The organism is Chloracidobacterium sp. (assembly GCA_016716305.1).
Classification (GTDB): Bacteria; Acidobacteriota; Blastocatellia; order Pyrinomonadales; family Pyrinomonadaceae; genus OLB17.
Genome location: JADJWP010000002.1, coordinates 1,438,964 through 1,463,266, shown reverse-complemented (window position 1 = coordinate 1,463,266; position 24,303 = coordinate 1,438,964). Strand labels below are relative to the sequence as shown.

Sequence of the window (24,303 nt, the reverse complement as noted above, 5' to 3'; positions counted from 1 at the left end):
ACCAACCTACGGAGGACTACGATGAAAAGGTTTCTTATCGCCTTTCTACTGACGGTCTTCAGTGCGGCAACTGTTTTTGCACAGGGTACAACAGGACGCCTTTCGGGAACCGTTTCGGGGCCCGACGGCGTTTTGCCCGGAGCAACCGTTACGGCCACTGACAATACGACCGGCAGAGAAACGACCACCACGACGAATCAGGCTGGTTTCTACCAGTTTCCGCAGCTTGAATTCGGCACCTACACAATCACTGTCACGGCCAGCGGTTTCAAGACCCTGAAAGCGACACAGCAGAAGATCGACGTCGGCCGCGACGCGGCGTTCAACCCGACAATGGAGATCGGCGAAGTAACGGCAGAGGTCGTTGTGACCGCCGGCTCGGACATCGTTACACAGGGAACGGCCCAAGTCAGCAACACGGTCAGCCCGCAGCAGATACTCTCGCTGCCGCTTCTCACTCGCAGTCCTCTGACTCTAACAACGCTTCAGGCCGGTGTGTCGTCGAACAGCGCGCAGAACACAACGATCAACGGCCTGCGTACGACCTTCACGAACATAACCCGTGACGGCATCAACATTCAGGATACGTTCATCCGAACGAACGCGACCGACTTTGCTCCGGGGCGGCCGTCAGTTGACGACACGGCGGAGTTCACGATCACGACGACCAACCAGGAAGCCGATCAGGGATATGGCGGCGCGCAGATCCGCCTCGTTACCCCGCGTGGCACCAAAGATTTCCGCGGTGCTTTGTTTGCATACAACCGCAACTCGGCGTTTGCAGCAAACAGCTTTTTCAACAACCGCAGTTCGAATCCGACGGTGAGCGAAAAGCCTTCCTATCGCAACCGCAATCAATACGGAGGCAAGGCAAGTTGGAGGCTTCCGGTTCCCGGGCTTGGCGAAGGAACCCCGATGCTTTTCTGGGACAAGGCCTTTTGGTTCTTTGCCTACGAAAAGATCAAGGATCCGGTTTCGACGGCCGCAACGCGAACGATCCTCTCGCCTGCCGCGCGTGCGGGCACCTTCACTTATCAGCGGACGAACAGCACGTCGGTGACGCCTTTCTGTCCGTCGCAGACCATAGGCAGTATTTGCACGATCCCCAATTTCCTGCAGTTCGCGCAGACCGTCTTCCCGTCGGGCAACATCCGGAGCACCACGTCGCCGATAATCGACGCTCTGGTCCTTAGTCAACTGCCGACGGCAAGCAACTTCACCGGCGGCGACGGCCTCAACACCCAGGGCTACCGGCTGCTTCGCGGGTCGGACCAGGAACGCGACCAGTATTCGACGCGAGTCGATGTTGATATCAACGACAGCAATTCGCTTCAGTTCATTTACAACTACAACAAAGAAGTGAATCTCAGGCCCGATATCGACACGACCGGATTCACACCAATTCCGGACGGGGTCCAATCGTCCGCCAACAAGCAGTTCACCACTGCGTATCGACGCGTTTTCACGCCGAATTTTCTTATCGAGTTTCGCGGCGGGCTCTTTACTAGCGAAGTGCCGTTCGACCGAATCAGCGAGTATCCGACGTACATTGCTGCGGTCCCATTGGTAAGCGGTATGAATACATTTACCGATCAGGGACGCAACACCAAGGCATTCAACTATCAGGCCAATGCCGATTGGATACTTGGCAAACACTCTCTACGATTTGGCGGCCAGATGCAGTTCTTCAAGGTCAATGCCTACAACGACGCAGGAACCGTCCCGACGGTCACGGTCGGCAACACGACCGGAACCGTATTCACTGCGACCAACTTCGCCAGCCTCGGCGGCATCAACACCACTCAGCTTGGTACGGCGAACGGCCTGCTCACGCTTCTCGGCGGGCATTACAATGCAGTAGCACGCTCGTTCAATATCACAACACTGGACGAGGGCTTTGTTCCAGGGGCTACCGAGTTTCGGCCATTCAGGAACGAGAACCACTCGCTCTATTTTGCTGACAGGTGGTCGGCGGCGAGAGGATTGACGCTCAGCCTTGGCGTCCGGTACGAGATCTTCCCGGCGCTTCGCAACCTGACCGGCCGCGGCCTTGAGCCGTTGATAACGGATCTCGACGATCCCACCGGCGACCTTCTCAATCCGGCAGGCAGTTACGTTGCCCTTGGGACCAGCATCGGAAAGGAATTTCAATATTACGAAACCGACTGGAACAACTTCGCCCCTAACCTGGGCGTTGCCTGGGCACCGACATTTGAGAAAGGCATTTTCCGCGCGATCTTCGGAAACGGCAAATCGGTCATTCGTGCCGGTTACAGCAACGTTTACGGAAACGATTCGATCATCACATCGATCAATAACGCGTCGGTCGGTAACGCCGGATTGGCGAGAACGACGATCACACAATCTGGTCAAGTTGGGCGTCTGGATGCTGCTCCTGTAGTCATTCCCGGCCCACCGTCCGTTCCGACACTGCCACTTTCGTACTTGACCAACAACGGCCCGAATATCGGCAACCATTTCGGCACCGTTTTCGGGATCGATCCGAAACTCAAGACCCCAATGGTCGAGCAGTACAGCCTCGGCTGGCAGCGTGAGATCTTTGGAAATATGGCGTTCGAGATCCGTTATGTCGGCAGCCGCAGCGACAATCTCGCCCGCGGTATCGACCTCGGACAGATCGACGTCAATAACAACGGATTTCTCGCCGACTTTCTCCGTGCACAGAACAACTACCGCGTTTCGGGCGGCGATCCGTTCTGTATCGCGGCAGGCTGTGTACCGCTGCTGATCTTCCAACAGGCGGCGAGTGCACCCGGACGACTTGGCGTTGCTCCGACAACGACGACGACCCCGGCAGGCCATATCGCCCGGTCGACCTTCCTGAACGCTCTGACCAACGGCACACCGCTCGATCTCGCACTTTCGTACATCAACAGTACTAATCCGCGAAATCTCAACAATCAGCCGTGTGTCGGTTCGGCCGGATCGTTCGTCTGCAATCCGTCGGCGACGCCGTTCGTCAACTTCCTGCCGAACAACTCGACAGGTGTTATCGACCTTTTCGTCAACGACGCTTACCACAACTACAATTCGCTTCAGGCCGAGCTTCGAAAGAGGTTCTCGAACGGATTGTATTTCCAGGCGAACTATACGTTCTCAAAGAACCTGACGAATGCCGTCGGCACGTCGCAGCAGCTTTTTGAGCCGTATCTCGATAACCGAAACAAGGACCTCGATAAACAGCGGGCCGATTTTGACACGACCCATGTGTTCAATTTCAACGGTGTCTATCAGCTGCCATTTGGCCGCGGGAAGAAATTCCTCGATTTCGGCAGCGGCTGGGACAAGCTGTTCGGCGGCTGGGAAATCTCAGGCCTGGCACAATGGCAATCGGGTGCACCGATCACGTTCGTCGATACGCGCGGTACGCTGAACCGTTCGGCGCGTTCGGCCCGTCAGACGGCAAACAGCAATCTGACGAATGACGAGATCCGGGCATTGATGGGGATCTTCCAGCAGAATGTCGGCGGAACTGACATTATCTACTGGATCAATCCGTCGATACTTTCGGGCGGAGCGGCCTCGGGCGGTTACAGCATAACCGGTGCAAGTTTTCCGGGACAGGTATTCTTCAATACCAATCCGGGTGAAACGGGCAATCTCGGCCGAACCATCGTCAACGGTCCGAAATACTTCAACATCAACGCAGCTTTGCTGAAGAACATCCGCTTTACGGAAACGATGCGGCTTCAGTTCCGCGTTGAGGCGTTCAACCTTTTGAACAATGTGAACTTTGTCCAGAACACTCAGTTCGCAAACATCAATTCGACCGCCTTCGGGCAGATCACGGGTGCCTTCGGTCCGCGTGAGATGCAGTTCGCACTCCGGTTCGAATGGTAGTTTGACCTATCTTAAGTGAAAACACTTGCCTGCCGGTCATCGCGATCGGCAGGCTTTTTTGTAATTTATGGCATGGTCGAAGTCTGCTAAAAACGTTATAATTCCAACATTTCTTTCACGCAATGGCCTCTTCTGCCCCAGACCACTCAATGATGTCGATCGTCCCGCTCGGAGCAGGTGACCTCATCGACCGTGCGGTCAGATTTTATCGTCAGAACTTTCTCACGTTCATCTTCGTAGCGGCTCCGCCGGTGCTTGTCGGCACCTTGCTTTCCGTCGGTTGGCTATTCTTGTCGCGATGGCTTTTCTTTACCGGAAGCTACGATCCGCTCGAATCGACCGTTTACGTACTGTTCTCAGCACTCGGTTCGTCGGTGATCTGGTTTACCGAGACGGTCGCGACACTCTCGGTAATGGGCGGGGCGTCGCGCAACTTTGTAAGACACCTGCTCTTCGGCGAACCGATCAGCTTCAAGGACACGTATCTTAATGTCTGGGATCGGGTCGCCGGGCTGATCGCCGCATCTGTATTGCTTACGCTGATAATAGGGATCGTCGGACTGATGATCTTCTACTTCGGTCTCGGTATCGGCGCCATCCTGATCGCATTGATCGCGGTCGGGCTCGAAGCCGTTCCGTTCCTTGCTTTCTTTTTGTCACTTGCCGTCGGACTCGTGACCGTCGGCGGTGTCTATTGGCTCTTTTGCCTTGCGGCTTCGCGCTTCGCATACGTGCCGCAGGTGATGCTTGTTGAGGGGCAGGGCGTTATTGCAGCGATCGGCCGCAGCATCTCGCTCGCGAGCGGCAACGTCAAGCGATTTGCGGCGTTGTTCGCGTTCACGCTAACCGCAACCTATTCGGCGCTTGCCTTGATCTATGTACCGCTCGGGTGGTACGCATGGGCCGAGGGCGTCGAGCTTTTCGCATTTGGCGGGCAGTCGGCTCCGGCTTGGTACGAGATCGCGTCGCAGATGGGTTGGCAGGTAAGCATTATTCTGCTCTCGCCGGTCTGGATGGTCGGGCTCTGCCTGCTTTACGTTGACGAGCGCGTCCGTCACGAAGGCTATGATATCGAGCTGATGGCCGCACGCCGCCTTGGCGAGATACCCTCGGTTCCGCAATCGTATTACAATCCGCTTCAGCCGGCACTCGGTGCACGCGAAGATGCGGCAATACCGGCCAACGGATCGTCAGAATCAAGTTCGTTCACGACCCTCGGATTGAAATAAGATGCGGATCTGCAACCTGACGGCCATCGCCGTATTTACTCTGTTCGCCGCCATGCCGGCGAGCGGAGCGAATTTGGCTGAATACCGTAACGCCGTCGATTCCGCCCGTCGTTTAACGATCGAAATGAGCACGGATCTTCGCAAGGGAATTCGTGAGGGCGCGGTCGTGACGTTCGATGCCGGGCGCGTTGTACAGATCCGGCGGACACTGCCGGTGGTCTACCGCGTCGAGTCAGGCGATGGCCCGGTCGAGGTCTCAAATCATTGGCTTCATACGTTTCTCGATCAATACGTTGTTAGCGAAGACCCTGCCAAGCAGGCAAACATCCTTTCCGGCATCGAAGAACGCCTTTCGTCGATCTCGTCAAAAATAGCCGAACTGGAAAGCGCACCTCGGTCATCCGTCTCTAAGGACGAAGCAAAACAGAAATTGGCAGAGATACTAAAGCGAGAAGAGTTTCGAAAACCGGCCGAAGAAGAGCAAAGCCGTTTCGGGCGTTGGTTGACCGAGTTTCTCGAGTGGCTTGAAGGACTGCTGCCGCGCCCATCGGGCGAGCCGGCAAGCAAGACCGGACTTCCGGGGCTCGCATACTGGCTTCAGGTCGTGATCATCGTCGTCACCGTGCTTTTGATCGGGTTTGCTGTTTTTCGTTTTGCTCCGATGCTATTTCCGGCGCTCAAAAGACGTCGGACCGATGAAAAAGCGGAACGCATCGTTCTCGGCGAAAAGGTAGCAATCGACAAATCAGCCGAGCAACTCTTCGCCGAAGCTGAACGAATGGCACGTGACGGAGACCTTCGCGGAGCGATCAGAAAAGGATACATCGCTCTACTTTGCGAACTCGATGATCGAAAGCTGATCGGCCTTGCACCGCATAAGACGAACCGCGACTATCTTCGCGACCTCAGAAAACGCGGCGAGATCTATCAGAGCGTCACTGGCCTCACCGATGTATTCGAAAGCCGATGGTACGGCCCGATGCCTTCGGATGAATCGGCTTGGGCAAGCTTTCGGGCCCGATACAAGGAGGCTCTTGGCCGCAAATAGTTCCGGCGTCTCGGCATGAAACAGCGCTTACTCATCTTTGGTTCACTGGTGCTCCTGATCGCTCTTATGATCGGGCTCAACGCCGCAACCTACGTGCAGAAGGTGAAGGAACCAGACAATGAATTCATGCCTAATCGGTCGAGCTTTAATTCCGGTTCGACCGGAACGCAGGCCTACTTCACGCTGCTTGCCGAGACCGGCCGCAGCGTCCAGCGATGGCAGCAGCCTCCGGCGACACTCCGGACCGAGATGCGCGAAGCACCAAAGACCTTCGTGCTCATTGGTCCTTTCAGGCGACCTTTTACCGAGGATGAACGGACGGACCTATTGAGTTGGGTAGAATCCGGCGGCAGGCTCGTTATCATCGATCGCGAACCTGCTGGGGAACTTGTCAGATCATCCACTGAATGGAATATCAAGATCGCACCGAGGACCGACATCGAATTGATGACCGTCGATCCGGCCGATCAGGTTCAGATGACCGCCAAGACGCCGGCGATCAGGCCGATACAGACGACCGTGTTTACCGCCGGAGTCAACGCGGTCCAGCCATCGCGATTTGCCTCCGCCGTTGATATCGAACGGTTTGATAACGATGAGATCTTTGCGACCGAATCAGACGACGAGTATGAACAGGGAACGGGGGTTGCCACGCAAAATGACGACCCGAACGCGGAATCGCAAAGCACACCGGAACCGCAGGTGAACACCAGTGCGATCGAACCTGAAAGTTCAACTCCATGGTTCGAGGCTCCGGTCGTCCATGTAGCATCGGCCGATCGAAACCTGGTCGTTGATGTTCCTTATGGTTCGGGCCAGATAGTCTTCGTCGCCGACCCGTTTATCGTAGCCAATGGCGGCATAGCGATGGCCGACAATGCCCAGTTCGCGTTGAACATCGCGGGCGACGGGCTGATCGTGTTTGACGAATACCATCATGGATTTGGGGCCGGCAATAACCGGATCCTTGAGTATTTTGAAGGTACGCCGGTGACCGCGATGATCTTGCAGATCATTGCGGTCGTTGCATTTGTGATGTTTTCGCGCAGCCGCCGGTTCGCTCGTCCCGTTCCCGAACCCGAGCCCGACCGGCTCTCAAAGCTCGAATACGTCGGAGCGATGGCCGAATTGCAGCAGCGAACGAACGCTTACGATCTGGCGATGGAGAACATCTTTACAGACTTCCGTCGGCGGGCGGCGAAACTTCTTGGCGTCGATCAGATGACCACACCGCGGAGCGAGTTGGCATTGCTAATTGCCGACCGGACAGGATCAGACGTGCGTAAGATCGAAGAATTGATCGAGAGATGTGAAAATATCATACACGGCGAGCCGACGGGAAAGCGCGAAATGCTCTCGCTGACCACCCGATTGCGCGAGATCGAAGGTCAGCTCCGACTTGGACGGCAAAGCAAGACGAGGATCTGAGACGATGACCATTTACATTCTTGCTGTGCTCGTGATCTTGTTCTTTCTAACGAGTGCGGTCGGTGTCGTGACGGGAAGCAACTCGCTCATTACGGTCCCGATAATGTTTCAGTTCGGCATCGACGAAAAGGTGGCCATCGCGACCAACATGTTTGGTCTGACATTTATGGCTATCGGCGCGACGATACCGTTCTTTCGAAACGGACAGATCGAGGCAAAGCGGCTGTCGCCATTGATCGTACTGACGATCATCGGCTCGGCGATCGGGGCGTTGCTCGTAGGGCGGCTCACTGATCAAGGCATCAAACTGATCGTTTCGATGGCGATGATCGCGGTCGTGCTGTTCACATTGTTCCAACGCGATAAAGGCGGATCCGACGGTTCCGAGCCCGGTCGAGTAGACAAGTGGGGCCTGACTGTTGCCGGGGTCGCGGCGACATTTCTTCTTGCGATCTACGGCGGACTTTACAGCGGCGGATACGTTACCGTCCTGACGGCTTCATTTGTCGCGTTTTTCGGTATGACCTACGGCGGTGCGATCGCCGCAACCAAACTCGTGAATGTCTTCTCGTCGGCAATTGCGACCCTCGTCTTCATGTGGCAAGGCCTGGTGGATTATCGACTCGGGGCTGTTCTGGCCGTGACGATGTTCATCGGTGCCTATGCGGGAGCGCATTTCGTGGCTAAAATGAACGAAACGCTGCTGCGGCGTATCTTTTTGATAACAGTATTATTGCTTGCAGCGAAATTGATATTTGATCTGATCAGAACGTAAATGCTTACTTATACACCTACAACGATCGCACATATTTTGAACGAATTGCGAAAGACCATCGTCGGACAGGACGACGTGATCGAACAGGTCCTCGTCGCAATTCTCGCCGAAGGGCATGCATTGCTCGAAGGCGTTCCGGGGACGGCAAAGACCTTGATGGTCAAGACACTTTCCGAGATCATCGGTGCGAGATTTTCGCGCATCCAGTTCACGCCCGACCTGATGCCTTCGGACATAACCGGCACGAATGTGTTCAATATGCAGTCGTCCGAGTTCACTCTGCGCCACGGCCCTATCTTCACCGATATCCTGCTGGCTGACGAGATCAACCGGACACCGCCGAAGACCCAGGCCGCGCTGCTCGAAGCAATGGAAGAACGTCAGACAACGATCGACGGCGAGAGGTACCCATTGTCGCCGATGTTCACGGTACTCGCCACCGAGAATCCGATCGAATACGAAGGCACATATCCGCTGCCTGAAGCTCAGCTCGACCGCTTTCTGCTGAAGATATTGATCGATTATCCGGATCTGGCCGACGAACAGGAGGTCGTCGCCAGATGGGACGCGGGCTTCAATTCGCACCATCTCGACCGTCTCGACATCCAGCAGCTTCCCGATGCCGCCGCGATCTCGCATTGCCGGCACGAGGTCAGGAACATGCGAATGGAACCCGGTGTTCAGAAGTATATCGTCGAGATCGTCAGAAGATCGCGCAGCCATCCTACGATACTCTACGGCGCGAGTCCGCGAGCCTCGATCGCCCTATTGTTATGTTCGAAGGCTCTTGCTGCGATCCGCGGCCGCGAATTTCCGACGCCGGACGATGTCCGCGATATCGCGGCTCCAGTGCTGAGGCATCGTTTGGCGTTGCGAGCCGAAGCCGAACTCGAGGGGGCGACGACCGACGCCGTTGTCAGCGACATTCTTCGATCTGTCGAAGTCCCGAGATGATATGAGGTTATTTTTGCGTGAGCCGGCTTAGAGACTAACTCTCCGTGCCGTTCGGATCCGGACGATTTCCGGCCGGTGATACGGCCGGGCTGCGGGTCGGCGCAGGTGTACGAACCGGTGTCGGTGACGTCCTTGGGGTCGGGGTCGCTGCCGGAGTTGCCGTATTGCTGTTTGTCGGTGTATCGGCGCGCGGAGACGGGGTCGGCCGCACGTTTGCCGCAGTGTTCGCCGGTACCGGAACGAGGACCACGCCTCCTTCGGGCGGCATGAACTGACTCGGGCTATTAGGGTCGATAGTGTAGACCTGTCCGGTCGGCGGCGTATATTGCGGTGCTCCCGGCGGCGGCATCCCGGTGCCCCAGGGATTGTAATTATCGCCGCCCGGTATCGTGTCCGGCGGCACCGGCATGCTCGAATTGCCCAACGAATCAGACATAGTGCCGGGCATCGCGGCAAGGGCTTGTTCTTCGACACCGGTCGCCGGATTAATCGGTTGAACAGGCAGGCTGTTCACGTCAGGCTGCAGTGCGGCGGTCGGATCGGTTTGTCTTACCGACGTCGCGTAGATCAACGCACTTGCGAGCAAAGCCGTGCCGACGACGACCATGGCTGCGGTCTTCCAAAAGTCACCGCCCTTTGAGTCTGCCGCTGCGCCGCTCGCCGCTGAGGCCGAGCCTTGGAGCGATCTTGCGAGGTCATCAGCCAATTCGCCCGCCGTCTGTTGACGCATTTCGGGCGACTTCGACATCGCCTTCAGTACGACCGTTTCAATTCCCGGCGGCAGATCGCCCCGAAATGCCATCATCGGCGACGGCGGTTCTTCGATGTGCTTCAACATCACATCGGTCGGTTTCACACCCGTAAATGGCACCACCCCGGTCAGCATTTCGTAAAGGATCACGCCCAAAGCGTAGATATCGCCGCGCGCATCGGGCATGTCCCCTCCGGCGCATTGTTCCGGAGCAAGATAGGCAAAATCGGCAGCGGTCGAATCAAGCACATCACCGGTGCGAGCGATCGCGTTCGGCGTTCCGATATCGGTCACCTTTGCTTCAACATCGCCGTCGGCTTTTTCGGTTATCAAAACACTTTCAGCAGTAAGATTCCCATGGATCGACCCTACGGCATGGATCGCTCCTAGTCCGGCAGCGATCTGTCGGCCGATCAAGACCACATCTTCCGGCTGCGTTTGTCCGCTCCTTAAGATCATCGATTTCAGCGTTTCAGTTACCAGCCCATCGCAAACCGCATAGGCGTAACCCTGCCCATCGGTTCCAAAATCGCTGAATCCGAGAATGTTCCGATGAGATATCTTTGCCGCTGCCCTGGCTTCGTCAAAGAACCGTACGGCGGGTTCTTTGTCATTCGGGGGCCTGAGCGCAAGCACCTTGATCGCCACGGGTTTGTCCATCAAAAGGTGAGTTGCCTGGTAAAGGTCGCCATTCGCTCCGCGCTTTATCAAAGCGTCGATACGATATTTGTCGGCAATCTTTTTTCCTAAAAGATCCTCGGTCATTAGTGTTTAGAACGTCAAAATAGTGCGGAGGTTGCAAACTTAGACGAAAGCAGAACGCAATTTTTGCAAAAACGCCTTAAAAGCGAGAACGCGGAACCGGAGTTTGAAAACCCGGCCCGCGTCCTAATTTGTGCTGTCAGATTAGCGAAGTACCGCGAAAACGATAACCAACGCGAAAAGTACCAGCGATTCGATCAGCGCGAGGGCGATGATCATGATCGTCTGGACGGTGCTTGCTGCTCCGGGATTGCGGGCAGCACCTTCAGCGGCACGCGAACCGACAAGCCCCTGACCGATAGCGGCCAAGCCCGCAGCGATACCGAAACCCAGGCCTGCGGCAAGCGCCTTCGACGATGCGACCGTCGAATCATTGTCCGCTGCTCCCTGTGCCATTGCCGGCAATGCCATCAGCGCCATTGCAAGCGTCGAGAAAACAACATATTTGATCTTATTCATTTTTTGATAGTCTCCAGTTTTATTTATTCGAAGACCAACAGGTCCGGACAATTCGAAACCCGACTGCGGTTATTATTTCGCCTCGCTTCCGGTATGCCTTGATTTCTACTCTCGTTGGAGTCAAGGCTCCTGTTGCGTGCGGGCATATCTGCTATAAAACACGAGTCAAAGAACGTCCAAAGCCTGTTGGGTCAACATTCTTGCCCTCTCGGCCGTGGCCCAGAGAGCAAAAGCCTAAGCATGAGCCGCGGCCGGTTCTCCATGACCGGCTGCATCCTCATCGTGGTGTTCGTCGTGCGGCGCATGGGTCACTTCGCTTATATAGATCATCGAAAGCAATGTGAATACGAGCGTCTGAACGAACGAAACGAATACCGCCATTATCAACAGAAAGGCGGGCAGCAATATTTGTGTGAAAGGCGGGAACAGATTAGTGATCTGCAAGTAGATCTGTTCGTCCGCAAACATGTTCGCGAATAGGCGAACGCCCAGCGTGATCGGCCGGATCATGTTGCTGATAAGCTCGATCGAGAAGATCAGCGGCGTAATGAAAAGGGCCATCAAAAGCGGCAATTTCGGTCCGGCGAAATGTTTGATGTGATTCAAAAAGCCGTTTTCACTGATGCCGAGGTAGTTGTAATAAACAAATGACGAGATACCGAGAGCGAACGTCACATTGACCGAAGCGGTCGGCGACATAAACATCGGGAACGTCCCCATCAGGTTCGATATCAGGACCAGCACCGCAAACGAGGCAACGACCGGGAAGTACTTGAATCCATGTTCGCCGACAACGCTGACGATCAGATCCTTTACTGCGAGGAATCCCGCTTCGAGCGTCATTTGTCCGGCTTTCGGGTCGTCCTCAGAAAGCTTGCCCTTAAATATGCCGATAAGGATCACCGACAGAACACAGGCGATCACAAACATTATCGTGTACCAAGGAATCGCATTTTCGACGGTGTAGGGCGAGCCGAAAACGGTCTCGGCGTCGGTGCCGAAATTCGAAAATATCTTGTCCCAGATCGGCTTTGTGTAAGCCATCTGAAAATTGTGGACCGGTTCGCCCAGATAATGGTTTATAAACTCAACGATCAGCGGAGTATGATGACCGCCTTCAGCAAATAAGAACATTCTTAAATTTCCTTCCCGTTAAGAAAGCTGCAAAAGATCCTGATAATACCCTCGGCGACCACCGCAAATCCAAAGCCGGCGAGCCCGAGAATGACCGCAATGATCGGAACGAGATCCGTCGCGAAGATCACGGCGATAACCAACGCCAATGAAAAATATCTCGCAAGATAGCGGATAGCCGAAACTTTCGGCCTCTCGCCATCGGCTGCATTTTCGAAGACGCGTCTAAGCGAATACTTGAGCCAGTAATAATTGACAAAGGCAAGGCCAATGCCGATCAAAACACCCCCGCCAAACAACGGTGACACAAAAGATCCGCCCGCGATCGAACCAATGACGCCTAATGTGCCCATCAAGATCAATATTCGCCGGTGCGAATCGGGCATCACACCCTCAGCAGGGCTGCGTAAAGGCTCGTTCTCATCGCGCATTCAAACCCTAAATTCTACAAGTTAAATCGAGAAAACTCAAAGGACGCAGTCGAGATTGTAAGGTCTATCGAGCAGGCTCATTTCTCGTCATTTTCGGACCGCTTGAATATCTCGGCGTTCATTCTGAAGAACTGAATGAACCCGATCACCGAACCGAGAACGATCCCGCCGACGATGCCCCATGGAGATGAGCCGAGCAGGAGGTCGGCAAACCAACCGATGATCAAGAGGAATATTATCGATCCGAAGAGCGAAATGCCCGCGGACCATGCGAGCCCCGTCATGCGAACCGTTTCTCCGGCAGATGGCGGCGAGTAGTCAGCTAACGGCAATGGCGGCTCGTGAATGCTCAACGGTACGCGATCTTCGTTTGAATCTGATCTCGTTTCACTCTTATCCGAAATCGGGTCAAATAGACCCAGGATCTCGGAGGAAGATGAGCTTTTCTCTGCCGCTGGTGCCGTCTGCGGTTGGTCGATGTCGCTGTCCAAGAGGTTTTTGATCATAGCCGCAACGCCCCTTTCATCTGTGACGGATCCTGAAGACCATGAAACTACTTTTCCGTGATCTCGGTCAAAATGCTGAACAGTTTGTCCTGGATCTCAATGCTCGATACAAGCCTGCTGTGCGATTCGCATTGTGTGAGTTCGGAGACTATCGGCAAGATCGCCGGGCCGCCATTTTTCGTGAATGTCTCACCCGCCAGCGACCGACGCGAAACGACGCCGTCACCCTTTGCGATCAAGAGAGGTTTGAGCTCTTCGGCCGTGACCCGCGTTCCGTCAGAGCGTTTGAATGCCGTGGGTTTGAATTGAGTGATCCAACGGTCCTTCTTTTCGTCGCGGTAGAGCACTAACGCATTTTGAGTATCCTTGCAGTCGGCGCCCATCAAATAGAACGAGACCGGCACTTTCCCGACAGTTCGGGCATTGATCGCCCTTTGAAAGTCTTTCGCACGTTTAAGTACCGCTCTAAAGTAAGGCCGGGCCCTTTCCCGGTCGTCCGCATCCACCCGGCGATTGAAATTCTTGTCCTTCCATATACTCCAGTCGTATTCGTCCCAGGTTGCCGGGTCGTAAATATCGATCGCTATCGGCTTGAGTTCTTCGTCGTAGGCGATCAGGCTGGTTTCGTGGGGGAGAAGCTGATATATCGACGGTATCGTGAAAACGTCGAACCGCGTGATGTCACGAATGAAAGGAAGATTTACCCCGCCGCGAATGTATGAAAGACCGTTCAGCAAAGCCTCGAGCGATAGGATGGAGCCCTCATTCGGCGTTCCGAGAAGAAAGATCTTGTTGAAATGTATCGCCCCGGCCCAAGATGGCCGCGGAATTCCCGGAGGAATGTCCGCATTGCCGTACATTGCGGCATAGCGCGAGATGAGGCCGCCCATTGAATGAGCGATGATATTGAACTTAAGATCGGGTTTCCCGAGTTTCTTTTTGAGGTCCTCGATCTGTCTGATCAGCAGTCGGGCGCTTTCGACGTTATCGCGGCGCCAATCATATGGAAAAACATAAAACGTGTCCTGGTGGCCATCTACGCCCGGGTCATCCCATTTGGCTTCGCGGTAACCGCCACGCTTTTGGAGCCCATCTATCAATCGCTCATAGATCTCGATCTCGGGCAGGAACCCGGCCAACTTAACGCCCCGAATGATGTCACGGGTTACAAGGCTATCGCGGTTGGCCGCTAGATTTGGCGAGATCGGAAGCCGTATGTCGTCGTCTTTTGCACGCCCGGCTCTAAACCAAACCGTCTTTTCAGTTTTCGAATTTATAAGGTCGGAGCCAGTAATGCCCGGAATGATGATGACCGGATCTTTGCCGGTCGCGGTCGAAGGGACGCTCTGTCCGTTCGCGGCAACAAGAGATAATGAAATTATGGCAAAGGCCAAAGCCGCACGAAGTAAGCTCATATAGTTACGATGTCGCCGGGCCGATACTGGCTTGCCGAGAATCGATCTGATAAAGAGTATCTTACTACATTTGGCCGGAGCTATCGGGCGAAAGCCACGTTTGGGCCCCGATCTAACCTGGCTCGATTATCTTTGTCACCTCGGGCGATGCCATTTCGTACTCGGTACCGCGCCAGCGCATTCGGCGTGAAAGGGCGGAAAAACAATTGACGAGAAAAACGGCCGGAGTTATCAGCCATAGAGTATTTTGGGTGAGCCATTGTCTATCAAGGGCTCTTGCGTGCTGGGAAAGGACGAGACGAACTGCCCGAAGTCGGGTCCACGCCTTGCCGACGCTGAACCCAGAGACCGTGATCAGAGTAAAGATCGCTGCCCAGACCAGAGCCGTATTGGCCCTGCTGAAAATGACGATCAGGAAGGCCGTGATCAACACCGAATTGAACAAAGCCGACCCGAAGAACGACATTAGCCAGAGCTTTGGCATATAAACGCGTGTGATCTTCATCTGTCGATTGGTGAATTCGAACAGCTGACCAATGGTGCAGTTTTCGACCGAGGCTGCGAGGGCTTCGGGTACGAATCTGATCGGCAGATCTCCGGCATTCATCGCGCGTGTTACGGTGAAGTCGTCCGAGAGCGATCCGTGCCAGCGGTCACGGATATTTAGTCTTTCGAATGTGTCACGCCGGATCGCCATCGAGCCGCCCCAACAGAAATTGCTTCTGGCGTTCGGACCGAGCGCCGATGCGATCGATGCGTTCCACGACGAACGGATCTCGCTCGCCAGCGACGGATCTTCGGAAATGAACCAGCGGTAGCCCGTCGTTGCCCCGATCGTCTCATCGCGAAGAGGTGCGACCAACGCCCTCAGCCAGGCAGGCGACGGACGTGCATCGGAATCTACGAATACAAAGACCTCGCTTCGCGGATCGGCATGAATCACTCCTTCTCTTAAATTCTCGACCTTTTGGCTCGAATCGGTCGCCTTCGGTGCGACTGTCAGAGCCGTTTTCTTTCGATAGCCTTCCCCCGTCTGCGAAACGGCTTGAATGACCTTTACCGCCGGATCTTCCGGATCATCAACGACAAAGATCACCTCATACTCCGGGTAATCCAGTTCAATCAACGCCGTGAGGTTTTGTTCCAACCCGTCATCAAGGCCCTTGCATGGAGCTATGATCGTCGCAAAGGGCTGCCAGTCAGGCCTCACGGCGGAAAGCTCTGCTCTGAAATAACGCAGGTATGCGATACCACCGAGAAACGACTTGACGCTGAACCAGATCAGAACTGCAGCGAAGATACAAAAGATATAGGTCATTTGAAGCGGTCAGCTCTTGGAGATGATCACTCGGAGCGATTTAACTGTGCTCTCCGTCGCTCCTCGGTTCGCGTTCATAACGGCTTTGGCGTTGTGCCCCAGTTCGGCGATCGTTTTCGGCGATTCGAGCAGATCGGAGAGGGCGAGAAAAAGCTCGTCTGCCTTTAATACATCTTGAACTACGGGTAATTGGATCAAAGCACTATTGCCCAGGAAAACTCTGACGACATCGGCAAAATTATGCGTATATGGCCCGGTGATGACGGCCTTTCCGACAGCTGCCGGTTCGAGAACGCTCTGACCGCCATGCGGGATCAGCGATCCGCCAACGAAAACTATATTGCAAAGAGAGTATGCGGCACGAAGTTCGCCGATACTGTCCAGCAGAATGACATCGGCGGTCCTATCACCATTTTCCGGTTCAGAGGAACGACGAGCGAAACTATATCGCGGATACTCACACGACGGGTCGTCACGAAATTCGCGAAGCAGTTGGACGACCGACTCGAACCTCTCAGGGTGCCGAGGGGCGATCAGCAGCCGCGGCTTGAGCGGCTTGTCATCATTCATGAGCGAACAATAAGCTTCGAGAATCCAGCGTTCTTCGGGCTCGTGTGTACTCGCAGCGGCGATGACCGGCCGCTCGCCGTCGAAATGAAACCGTTCGTCAAGGTGCGAAGCGATCGCGTGGTCGTCGGGCGAGACCGTGATATCAAACTTGAGGTTGCCGGTGACGGTCACGCGCGAAGGGGCCATGCCAAGCGACATCAGCCTTCTTGCATCAGCTTCGCCCTGCATCAATGCGGCATCAATATCAGAGAGCACGCGTTTGATAAAAGCGCGGAGGTTTGCATATCTATGAGCCGAAGTCTCCGACAGACGGCCGTTTACGATTGCTACCTTAGAACCCGCGAGCTTTGCTTCGTGGATAAATCGCGGCCAGATCTCAGTTTCCATCAGGAGAACAAGTGATGGTCGGTAGTTTGCGAGAGCTTTTCGGACGCTGAATCTCCAATCGTAAGGGAAGTAGAAGACCGCATCCGCTTTGTCGGCGAAGATCGTTTTCGCCAGGTCCTGTCCCGTCTTTGTCACGGTCGAGATCACAAGCCGATGAGCCGGAAGATCGGCGAGCAGCTTATCGACGAGCGGACGCGCGGCATTCGCTTCGCCGACGGAAACACAATGAAGCCAGATAACTTTTCGTTCGTCCTGGTCGAAGCTGGGATAGCTGCCGAGACGCTGCTTAAAGCCTGATGCGTATTTCTGGCGCCGAAGAAGAAATGCCGGAAGCATTAAAAGAAAAACTATCGAGTACGCGATCGAATATAAAAGGTACATTCAATTGCCAACTGCTTCAGCCGACGGATATCTTTTCTCAGAAATAGATAGGGCTTTAGCCCAACAATAGTATTGAGGCTAAAGCCCGTCAACGGCTCGGCACATTTTAAGTGCTGATCGAAGGTTACGCCAGATTACTTGACCCGTTCCATATACTTAGCTTCGGTCGGGTTGACGCGGATCTTTTCTCCTTCGGCGATAAATGGCGGAACGTAAAGCGTTACCCCGTTTTCCAGCGTCGCCGGCTTATTCGAATTCGAAGCGGTCGCACCCTTAAGCTGCGGTTCGGTCTGCGTGACCGTCAATTCCATCGAAGCCGGCAGAGTTACCCCGATCGGGGTTCCGTTGTAGAATTCGACCTCGATCTTGAGCCCCGCCATCAGCCATTGCGCCGCGTCGCCCAATTCGTCTTCGGTCAACGCGACCTGCTCATAGTTTTCCTGATTCATGAAATGGTGATGAGAGCCATCTGAATACAAATATTCCATTTTCTGCTGATCGAGGATCACGCGCTCAAGGGTGTCGTTCGAGCGAAACCGGAATTCGAATGAATTGCCCGTCAACAGGTTTCGAAGCCTTGCCTGAACCATCGCTCGCAGGTTGCCCGGCGTGTGATGGTGAAATTCCATCACCTTTACCGGAACGCCCTCATGGAGGATCACCATTCCCTTTCTGATATCGTTTGCTGAAAGTGCCATTCTGTTAAAGTCGTCTCCAATAGGTAAAAAATGTATGTTATCGCAAAACCGATAGTTTAGAGCCTTGAAGGGCGGTTTGTCTATTTGACGCTGACGCGGAAATTGAAGCGGCCACGCCATTCGTCCGCTTTTCTGCACTCAACGACCGTGAGGACATAATCTCCGGCCTTGGTGGGCGAAACCTCCCGGCGGTTATTGCATGACGCGTCCATGTCGCCGACATCATTGCCGTCCGGGTCGGCGATCGCGATCGTGATCGGACCCGGATCGCCAGGTTGCCAGGTACGTATCGTCTGACCCGACCTGACTCTCAGTACAAATGATCTCTGCTCCTCATATCCGCTTAACCTGCCGGTAACCAAGGCCGAGGTCGAACCCCGGGCAAAGTTTATCCTTGTCGGTGCCTGCGACATCGTTTGGCTTGAAGCAAGCAAACAAATAGCAGCGGCAGCGAGCGCGAAGGTGATCGTTCTCGGCATTTTAGATCGTGCCTTTTTCACCCTTGAAAGGAAGCGGCGGCGGTTCTTCGCCCGGTTTCGGATAGTCCTTTTTCATCATTTCATAGATGCCGATTATCTGTTTCTCCCATTTCAGCGAGTCTTCGTGATCAGGAAGTATCTTCAATGCCCGGCGGTAATCGCCAAGCGCGGAGGCATATTGGCGTGCTTCGGTCAGAGCAAACCCTCGCTTGAAATATGCATCGGCGGCGGCGAGTTTCGCGACCGGGTCTGACGACTTCGCCTTCAGCGATCTCTCGGCAGCCGCGATCGCGTCATCGAACGGTTTGGTGTCTATCGGTTCACCGCTCTGCGACCATTTTCCGCCGGTCGAATTCGAATTAGACGCGGGGCCCTTGGGCGTTTGATTTTCGGTCGTGTGATCGATGGTCGACCGCGCCCTTTCGGTACGCATCGGTCCCGAAGCAGAATTTGCCTCAGAGTTTTGGGCGACCGGTGTACCGGAAGTCCCGCACCCGAGAACCGAGAAAGCGATCATCATTGCAGCTGGTAATTTCATAATTTCTTCTATTGTACTTCAAGGCTGTGCCGAATTGTTTTCGAACGGCTTTACCGAATCGATGTATGGCCGGGCCTGTACGACGTAGATCTTATTCGCCAATATACCCCATTCAATATCCTGTGCGCCCGAGCCAAAGACATCGCTTATCGTCATCGCCGAACGCGCCAGCGATCGGATCTGTGTGTCGGTCAGGACGCGGCCCTGCGGATCTGCACATTTATCATTGGTCTGTTTGAGAGCTCCGCGGATGTCAAATCTAAGCGAGTTTTCCTGATCCGAAAGCGTCATCACCGAGATGGAATCAGAGCCCGGCAAGTAAAGCACTTGTTCGGGCAGCCCTGAGTTGTTAACTACACGCGAATTGTGGCCGCATACCGCGCTTATGTAAACGGCATCGCCTTTGGTGTTATTGAACGGATCCTTGGTTATCAGGACCCCGCCCTTTTGCATGTCTACGCCGACCTGGATAAGGGCAGACATATAAACGTCTGTCTGGCTAACGTAATTTCGAACCCGGGCCTCGTAGGCCTGAGCCTTCCACAGCGAAGCCCAGACCTTCTTGACCGCGTTGATAAGAGCGGCCTGAGTTCGTACGTTCGGGACGCTCGAATAAAGCCCGGCCCCCGAAAAGTTCGGCAGGTCCTCGGCGTTTGACGAACTGCGGACAAATACGGGGCGAAAACCAAGCGTTCGCCATTTCTGTATGACCTGTCTCCGAAGTGCGGGGTCGAAGCGACCGTTTTCTATCGCGGCACGCAGTTCCTCAAGTTTTTCGCGCCGATAACGCGGATTGTGGATGAAATCGTAATCGTCCAAAAGGGCAGTTACCGTTTTGTCGAGACCGTTGGCCTTCATGAACTTGTCGTACCAATAGAAGGGGATCGAGAAACCGTCGGGTATGGTGATCCCCGGTACGCGGGCATGTATGATCTCACCCTGGTTCGCGGCCTTACCGCCATATGCCACGCTGTCGGTGCGCCGCTGTTGGCGGAGATCTGCCAGCCTGGTCACCTTCAGATCGACCGGCGGAACCTGCTGATCGGGCGAAACGAATGCCGTCTTTAGTTTCTCGGCATCGACCGGATTTAATTTGTACCCGGTCAATGTGGCTTCGAGTTCCCAGACGAATGTGTTCTTGTCAGCAAACAGCTTGTCTGCATCCTTGATATAGACATTGGGAATACCCCAACCTTTTGCGAGCACATTTACGTGCGAAAGCGGCGACGAAGGTTTTGCGACAATGATCCCGCGAACGGGTGGAAGCGATATCGGAAGTTCTTTGAGTACGACGATCTCGTTGTCGCCGATCTCGACCGTATCGTCGAGCTTATCGATTATGTGAAGGCGCCCGACGGCCCGGCCGGTATTCAGCGCAAGGTATTCCTGATTCCTATTGATATCGCTTTGCAGTATCCGAGCGATCTCAAGGTTTGCCGAAGCGTCTTGCTGATGCGACGAATTCGGTTTGAAAGCGACGGCGGTGAAAAACGTCTTGTTGATCACATCGTTCGCCGTTTTGATATGCTCGGCGGTCGCCATGTCGCCTTCCCAAAGCTCCCATGTGAAGCGTTCGACCGTTCGCTGCCATGCGACGCTGCCGACGATGAACCTTCGGTCCTCGTCTATGTAAACCGGTTTGAAGACATCGGCTCCCAGCGGCGCAAGATAGGTCGCATACAAAAAATCCTTGTGAAACCGAAATCTGAGAGAATTGACGTAGTAGATCTTGTTGCCATCGCGGCGGTCGATGACGAACATCGCGTGCGGAAGCGAATAAGGCGTACCTTGATGGTAGGTGCGTGCGATGGAGTCAAATTCGACCTGTGACCCAACGGAGCCGATCGAGTTCAGAGGCGTTTCGCTTTTGGGGCCTTCGGCTATCGATGAGCCCTCTTGAGCGCCTGCCGTTTCAACGAGGGCGCCAAAAGCCAGTGTCATGGCCAATAGAATTGAGAAAAGATCCCGGTGTTTGGAGAACCTCATTTTCCTTTTCCAGCTGTAAGACGATCGAAGGTCCTGATCCTCATGGCGTCAAGATCAGGCAAATTATCGACAGACACATTCAGATCACGGTAGATGCCGTCCGCTATCGTATATATCCAACCGTGAACGGCGACCTCCTGGCCGCGATCCCATGCATCCTGAACGATGGTCGTCTCACCTACGCTGACAACTTGTTCGATGACGCTTATTTCGCAAAGTCTGTCCAGTTTTGACTGATAGTCCGGTTCGGCGGCCAGTTCGGCGACGTGTTTGTGCATTATGTCCTGAATGTGACGGAGCCAATTGTCGATAAGGCCAAACCTCGAATCGTCAAATGCAGCTTTGACGCCGCTGCACCCGTAGTGGCCACAAACGATCACATGCTTTACTTTCAATACCTCTACAGCGTACTGAAGCACCGAAAGGCAATTCATATCGGTGTGATTGACCAGGTTCGCGACGTTGCGATGGACGAACATTTCACCCGGCAGAAGCCCGACGCTGGATGAAGGCGTGATGCGGCTGTCCGAACAACCGATCCAAAGCAGTTCGGGGTTTTGGATCTCGGAAAGACGTTCGAAAAACCCCGGATCACTCTCTTTGAGACTCTCGGCCCATCGCCGATTACCGGCGAGGAGTTCGTTCAGTACGGGCATCAATTTATCCTCAAACTGTTATTCTACCCTGCGAGGCCCCGCGTTCAAAACATCTTCGATAGCGTCGCAGGCTGCGGCCGTGCCGGGCTCGGCGGCAACAATTGCCGCAAGGTTCTTTGCATTGGCGGCATATGACGGGTCGCGGAGCAGCTTTTCGAGCATCGCTGCCGCGCTGTCAGCATGATAACTATCGCGATGGATGACCTCGGCGACACCGGCCCTTCGACACCGTGCGGCGTTGTCGGGCTGGTCGTGGCTGTAAGGCATGATCAGATGAGGGACGCCCGCCCTAAGGACCTGCCCGGTCGTGCCGACGCCACCTTGGTGCACCACGCACGCGGACCTCGGGAACACCTTTGAGAACGGAGCATAATCGACACCGACCACCGTTTCCGTCAATCCCTGAGGAGGCTCGCCAAATACGCCATGGATCACGACGGCTCTTTTGTTTAGCTTCTTTGCCGCATCTATGCTTTGCTCGAAAAAATCGCGCGGATCCATTACCGCCGCCGATCCAAGGGTAAAGACCAGCGGTGGTTCTCCGGCGTCGAGAAACGCCTCGAGTTCGTCTGGCATTTGACCGCTGTCCGCCTGACCGTCGTAAAAGCAAAAGCCGGTCTGCTTCGCCTTGGAGGGCCAATCAGGCTGCGGCTCGCCCAAGACGCGCGAAAATAGGACGAGATGGAGAAGCTCTGAATATTTGTCTGCAAATATCGGGTCGTGATCTTCGCCGAGTCCAAGATCGCGTCTGAACTCCCTGTACGGCCGATACCAATCCTTTACCGTCCAATGCATGACCCGAAAGAACGACCGGAAAAACCACGGCGGCATGAACCGCAAGTGTTCGATCCACGGAGCAGCGGGCGGGACGAACGGATCGTAAGGCGAAAACAGCGTACCGGGCTGCAGACTCGTTGAGACCCATTTTATGCCGGTGAGCTCAACGACCGACTTTATCGGATAGACGATCTCGCCGGTAACGACGAGGTCGGCGTCGGCGACCGCGGCCATCAGATCGTCATGCATCGCCCTGATATTGCCGAAGATGATCTCTTTGATGATCTTTTCCGGGCCCTTTACGGCGTCCATCAGTTCGGCGGCCAGCAGCGTGTCGTTAGGGTCGAGATGCGGACGCATCGGCGAAAACCCGAGGCCAACCTGGCCGATCTTCTCGCGGTAGAATTCCATAGCCGCGATCGATACGTCGTGGCCGCGGGTCTTAAGCTCGAGCCCCAATGCGATCTTCGGGTGCATGTCGCCCAGGGACCCGAATGTTGCCAACACGATCTTTGCCATTCTTAAGAAGGGAGGGCAGATGAAAGTCAATCGTCAGCCGACGCGTCTTCGTCGCCCGCAGTTTGCATTGCGTCGCTTTCGGCATCACGTTCACGATTACGCTTCTTTGCCTGAAAACGCACACTTAACAAAAAAGCGACCGCGCCGAATACTGCGGCGACAAACATACCGTCTCTGTTGTCGTTCAAAAAGAAATAGGCGGCGATCCCGGCAAGGATGGCCGCCAATAATTGAAAAGCTCTGTCGATCGTCATTCGCTCTTGATCTCGTCGTCGGCAATTTCAGCCGCCGTTTTGCGTCGGCGTGCCTTTCTCCAAAAGTAACGGATTAGAAGGTACGCGGGCAAGCCTATGAACAGAATGAACGGAATTACTGCTATTGCGAAGGTGATCAGCCCGAGCACGAAATCCATCGCCGCGTCGATGCCGGTATTGATCGAATCAGCCAGCTTGGCGAAAAAACCGGCCCCGCTGGCTGAGATCGCCGATGGGGTTTGAATGCGTAGCTTGATCGTCGAAAGGGTCGCCTGATTCTCGAGAAAACGCTTTCGGCCCTCGATCTTTTCGATCTCGCCGCGAACTTCGGCCAACTGACGCTGGACGTTCAATGCGTCCTCGACCGAGTTCGCCCGCTTCATGATCTCCATGAATTGTTCCTCGAGCGCTCGTTTTGCCTTCAGGCGTGCTTCGATGTCAATGAATTCTTCGGTGACATCCTGGCCCTTTACGGTCTCAATAACGACACGGCCGGCCGCCGTGCGGATCTCGTCAAGTGCCTCGTTGAACTTCTCGGCCGGAACACGGACGGTCATGGTAACGGTATCGCGCGTTGACGACCTTCGGTCGGAACTGCTCTGCTGCGACTCAACCACGAAACCGCCTTTGGCCTCAGCGATCGAAGCTACTTTTTTCTGAGTTTCCTCGGGCGAATCGGATTCGAGGCCTAGCTCGGCATTGCGGATTATCTTGCGATCGGTCGGGACGGCGGGCTGGCGGGCGCTTTCGGTCTCATTCAGCGAAACGGCCTGAGCGACGGGGGATTCCTGACGTCCGCCGCCACCGCCGCCGGTGTTTGAAGCGCTCCGTGCGAGCTCCGGCGACGCCGGTGAACCCGAGGTGTCATATAGGCCGAGCGATATCTTCTCGTTTTGCGAATCAGCGGCCCGGCCGCTGCAACCTGAAATAGCCAGCGAAAAAAGGGCGATCACCAGAGAGAGTCTTTTCATTGTTTTTCCTCCGTTC

22 protein-coding genes are annotated in these 24,303 nt (G+C 54.9%); 6 read left to right on the top strand and 16 right to left on the bottom strand.

The window, feature by feature from the left end; all coding sequences use genetic code 11:
* Window positions 1-21: 21 nt before the first annotated feature.
* The 6 genes from IPM28_08550 to IPM28_08525 all read left to right on the top strand — a co-directional run bounded on the left by IPM28_08550 (window position 22) and on the right by IPM28_08525 (window position 9,295).
* Window positions 22-3,861 carry a TonB-dependent receptor gene (locus tag IPM28_08550; protein ID MBK9173044.1) on the top strand — a complete coding sequence of 1,280 codons (3,840 nt, stop codon included), beginning with the start codon at window positions 22-24 and terminating at the stop codon, window positions 3,859-3,861.
* 149 nt (window positions 3,862-4,010) lie between these two features.
* The gene (locus IPM28_08545; protein ID MBK9173043.1) at window positions 4,011-5,090 is read left to right on the top strand and encodes a hypothetical protein; all 1,080 of its coding nucleotides are present in this window, start codon (window positions 4,011-4,013) and stop codon (window positions 5,088-5,090) included.
* Between the two features lies 1 nt (window position 5,091).
* Complete coding sequence (locus tag IPM28_08540) at window positions 5,092-6,138, top strand: DUF4129 domain-containing protein (protein MBK9173042.1); 1,047 nt, start codon at window positions 5,092-5,094, stop codon at window positions 6,136-6,138.
* Between the two features lie 15 nt (window positions 6,139-6,153).
* A complete protein-coding gene (locus IPM28_08535; GenBank protein ID MBK9173041.1) occupies window positions 6,154-7,566 on the top strand; it encodes a DUF4350 domain-containing protein in 1,413 nt (470 codons plus the stop codon).
* Between the two features lie 4 nt (window positions 7,567-7,570).
* Window positions 7,571-8,341, top strand: a complete 771-nt coding sequence (locus tag IPM28_08530; GenBank protein ID MBK9173040.1) for a sulfite exporter TauE/SafE family protein — start codon at window positions 7,571-7,573, stop codon at window positions 8,339-8,341.
* Entirely contained in the window at window positions 8,342-9,295 is a 954-nt protein-coding gene (locus tag IPM28_08525) for a MoxR family ATPase (protein MBK9173039.1), read from the top strand.
* 34 nt (window positions 9,296-9,329) lie between these two features.
* Here IPM28_08525 and IPM28_08520 read toward each other — a convergent pair whose 3' ends face one another.
* The 16 genes from IPM28_08520 to IPM28_08445 form a co-directional block, all read right to left on the bottom strand.
* Window positions 9,330-10,811, bottom strand: a complete 1,482-nt coding sequence (locus tag IPM28_08520) for a protein kinase (protein MBK9173038.1) — start codon at window positions 10,809-10,811, stop codon at window positions 9,330-9,332.
* Between the two features lie 141 nt (window positions 10,812-10,952).
* A complete protein-coding gene (locus IPM28_08515) occupies window positions 10,953-11,267 on the bottom strand; it encodes an ATP synthase F0 subunit C (GenBank protein ID MBK9173037.1) in 315 nt (104 codons plus the stop codon).
* Between the two features lie 234 nt (window positions 11,268-11,501).
* Window positions 11,502-12,401: a F0F1 ATP synthase subunit A gene (atpB, locus tag IPM28_08510; GenBank protein ID MBK9173036.1), complete on the bottom strand. Its 900-nt coding sequence runs from the start codon at window positions 12,399-12,401 to the stop codon at window positions 11,502-11,504.
* 2 nt (window positions 12,402-12,403) lie between these two features.
* Window positions 12,404-12,832 carry an ATP synthase subunit I gene (locus IPM28_08505; GenBank protein ID MBK9173035.1) on the bottom strand — a complete coding sequence of 143 codons (429 nt, stop codon included), beginning with the start codon at window positions 12,830-12,832 and terminating at the stop codon, window positions 12,404-12,406.
* 77 nt (window positions 12,833-12,909) lie between these two features.
* Window positions 12,910-13,338, bottom strand: a complete 429-nt coding sequence (locus IPM28_08500; protein MBK9173034.1) for an AtpZ/AtpI family protein — start codon at window positions 13,336-13,338, stop codon at window positions 12,910-12,912.
* A gap of 47 nt (window positions 13,339-13,385) precedes the next feature.
* Complete coding sequence (locus tag IPM28_08495) at window positions 13,386-14,753, bottom strand: hypothetical protein (GenBank protein ID MBK9173033.1); 1,368 nt, start codon at window positions 14,751-14,753, stop codon at window positions 13,386-13,388.
* A 112-nt stretch (window positions 14,754-14,865) separates the two neighbouring features.
* Entirely contained in the window at window positions 14,866-16,071 is a 1,206-nt protein-coding gene (locus IPM28_08490; GenBank protein MBK9173032.1) for a glycosyltransferase family 2 protein, read from the bottom strand.
* A 9-nt stretch (window positions 16,072-16,080) separates the two neighbouring features.
* The gene (locus IPM28_08485) at window positions 16,081-17,409 is read right to left on the bottom strand and encodes a 3-deoxy-D-manno-octulosonic acid transferase (GenBank protein ID MBK9173031.1); all 1,329 of its coding nucleotides are present in this window, start codon (window positions 17,407-17,409) and stop codon (window positions 16,081-16,083) included.
* Window positions 17,410-17,543: 134 nt separating this feature from the next.
* Window positions 17,544-18,107 carry an elongation factor P gene (gene efp, locus IPM28_08480; GenBank protein MBK9173030.1) on the bottom strand — a complete coding sequence of 188 codons (564 nt, stop codon included), beginning with the start codon at window positions 18,105-18,107 and terminating at the stop codon, window positions 17,544-17,546.
* An 80-nt stretch (window positions 18,108-18,187) separates the two neighbouring features.
* The gene (locus IPM28_08475; GenBank protein ID MBK9173029.1) at window positions 18,188-18,586 is read right to left on the bottom strand and encodes a hypothetical protein; all 399 of its coding nucleotides are present in this window, start codon (window positions 18,584-18,586) and stop codon (window positions 18,188-18,190) included.
* A gap of 1 nt (window position 18,587) precedes the next feature.
* Window positions 18,588-19,124, bottom strand: coding sequence for a tetratricopeptide repeat protein (locus tag IPM28_08470; GenBank protein MBK9173028.1), 537 nt, complete (start codon window positions 19,122-19,124; stop codon window positions 18,588-18,590).
* A gap of 18 nt (window positions 19,125-19,142) precedes the next feature.
* The gene (locus IPM28_08465; GenBank protein MBK9173027.1) at window positions 19,143-21,110 is read right to left on the bottom strand and encodes a PEP/pyruvate-binding domain-containing protein; all 1,968 of its coding nucleotides are present in this window, start codon (window positions 21,108-21,110) and stop codon (window positions 19,143-19,145) included.
* Window positions 21,107-21,766, bottom strand: a complete 660-nt coding sequence (gene can / locus IPM28_08460) for a carbonate dehydratase (protein MBK9173026.1) — start codon at window positions 21,764-21,766, stop codon at window positions 21,107-21,109. Before can ends, IPM28_08465 begins: the two co-directional genes overlap by 4 nt.
* Before the next feature lie 18 nt (window positions 21,767-21,784).
* Window positions 21,785-23,062 (bottom strand): glycosyltransferase, encoded by a 1,278-nt coding sequence (locus tag IPM28_08455; GenBank protein MBK9173025.1) that lies wholly within the window; start codon window positions 23,060-23,062, stop codon window positions 21,785-21,787.
* 26 nt (window positions 23,063-23,088) lie between these two features.
* Entirely contained in the window at window positions 23,089-23,316 is a 228-nt protein-coding gene (locus IPM28_08450; protein MBK9173024.1) for a hypothetical protein, read from the bottom strand.
* A complete protein-coding gene (locus IPM28_08445) occupies window positions 23,313-24,287 on the bottom strand; it encodes a DUF4349 domain-containing protein (GenBank protein ID MBK9173023.1) in 975 nt (324 codons plus the stop codon). The genes IPM28_08450 and IPM28_08445 overlap by 4 nt, the downstream gene beginning before the upstream one ends.
* Window positions 24,288-24,303: the final 16 nt, after the last annotated feature.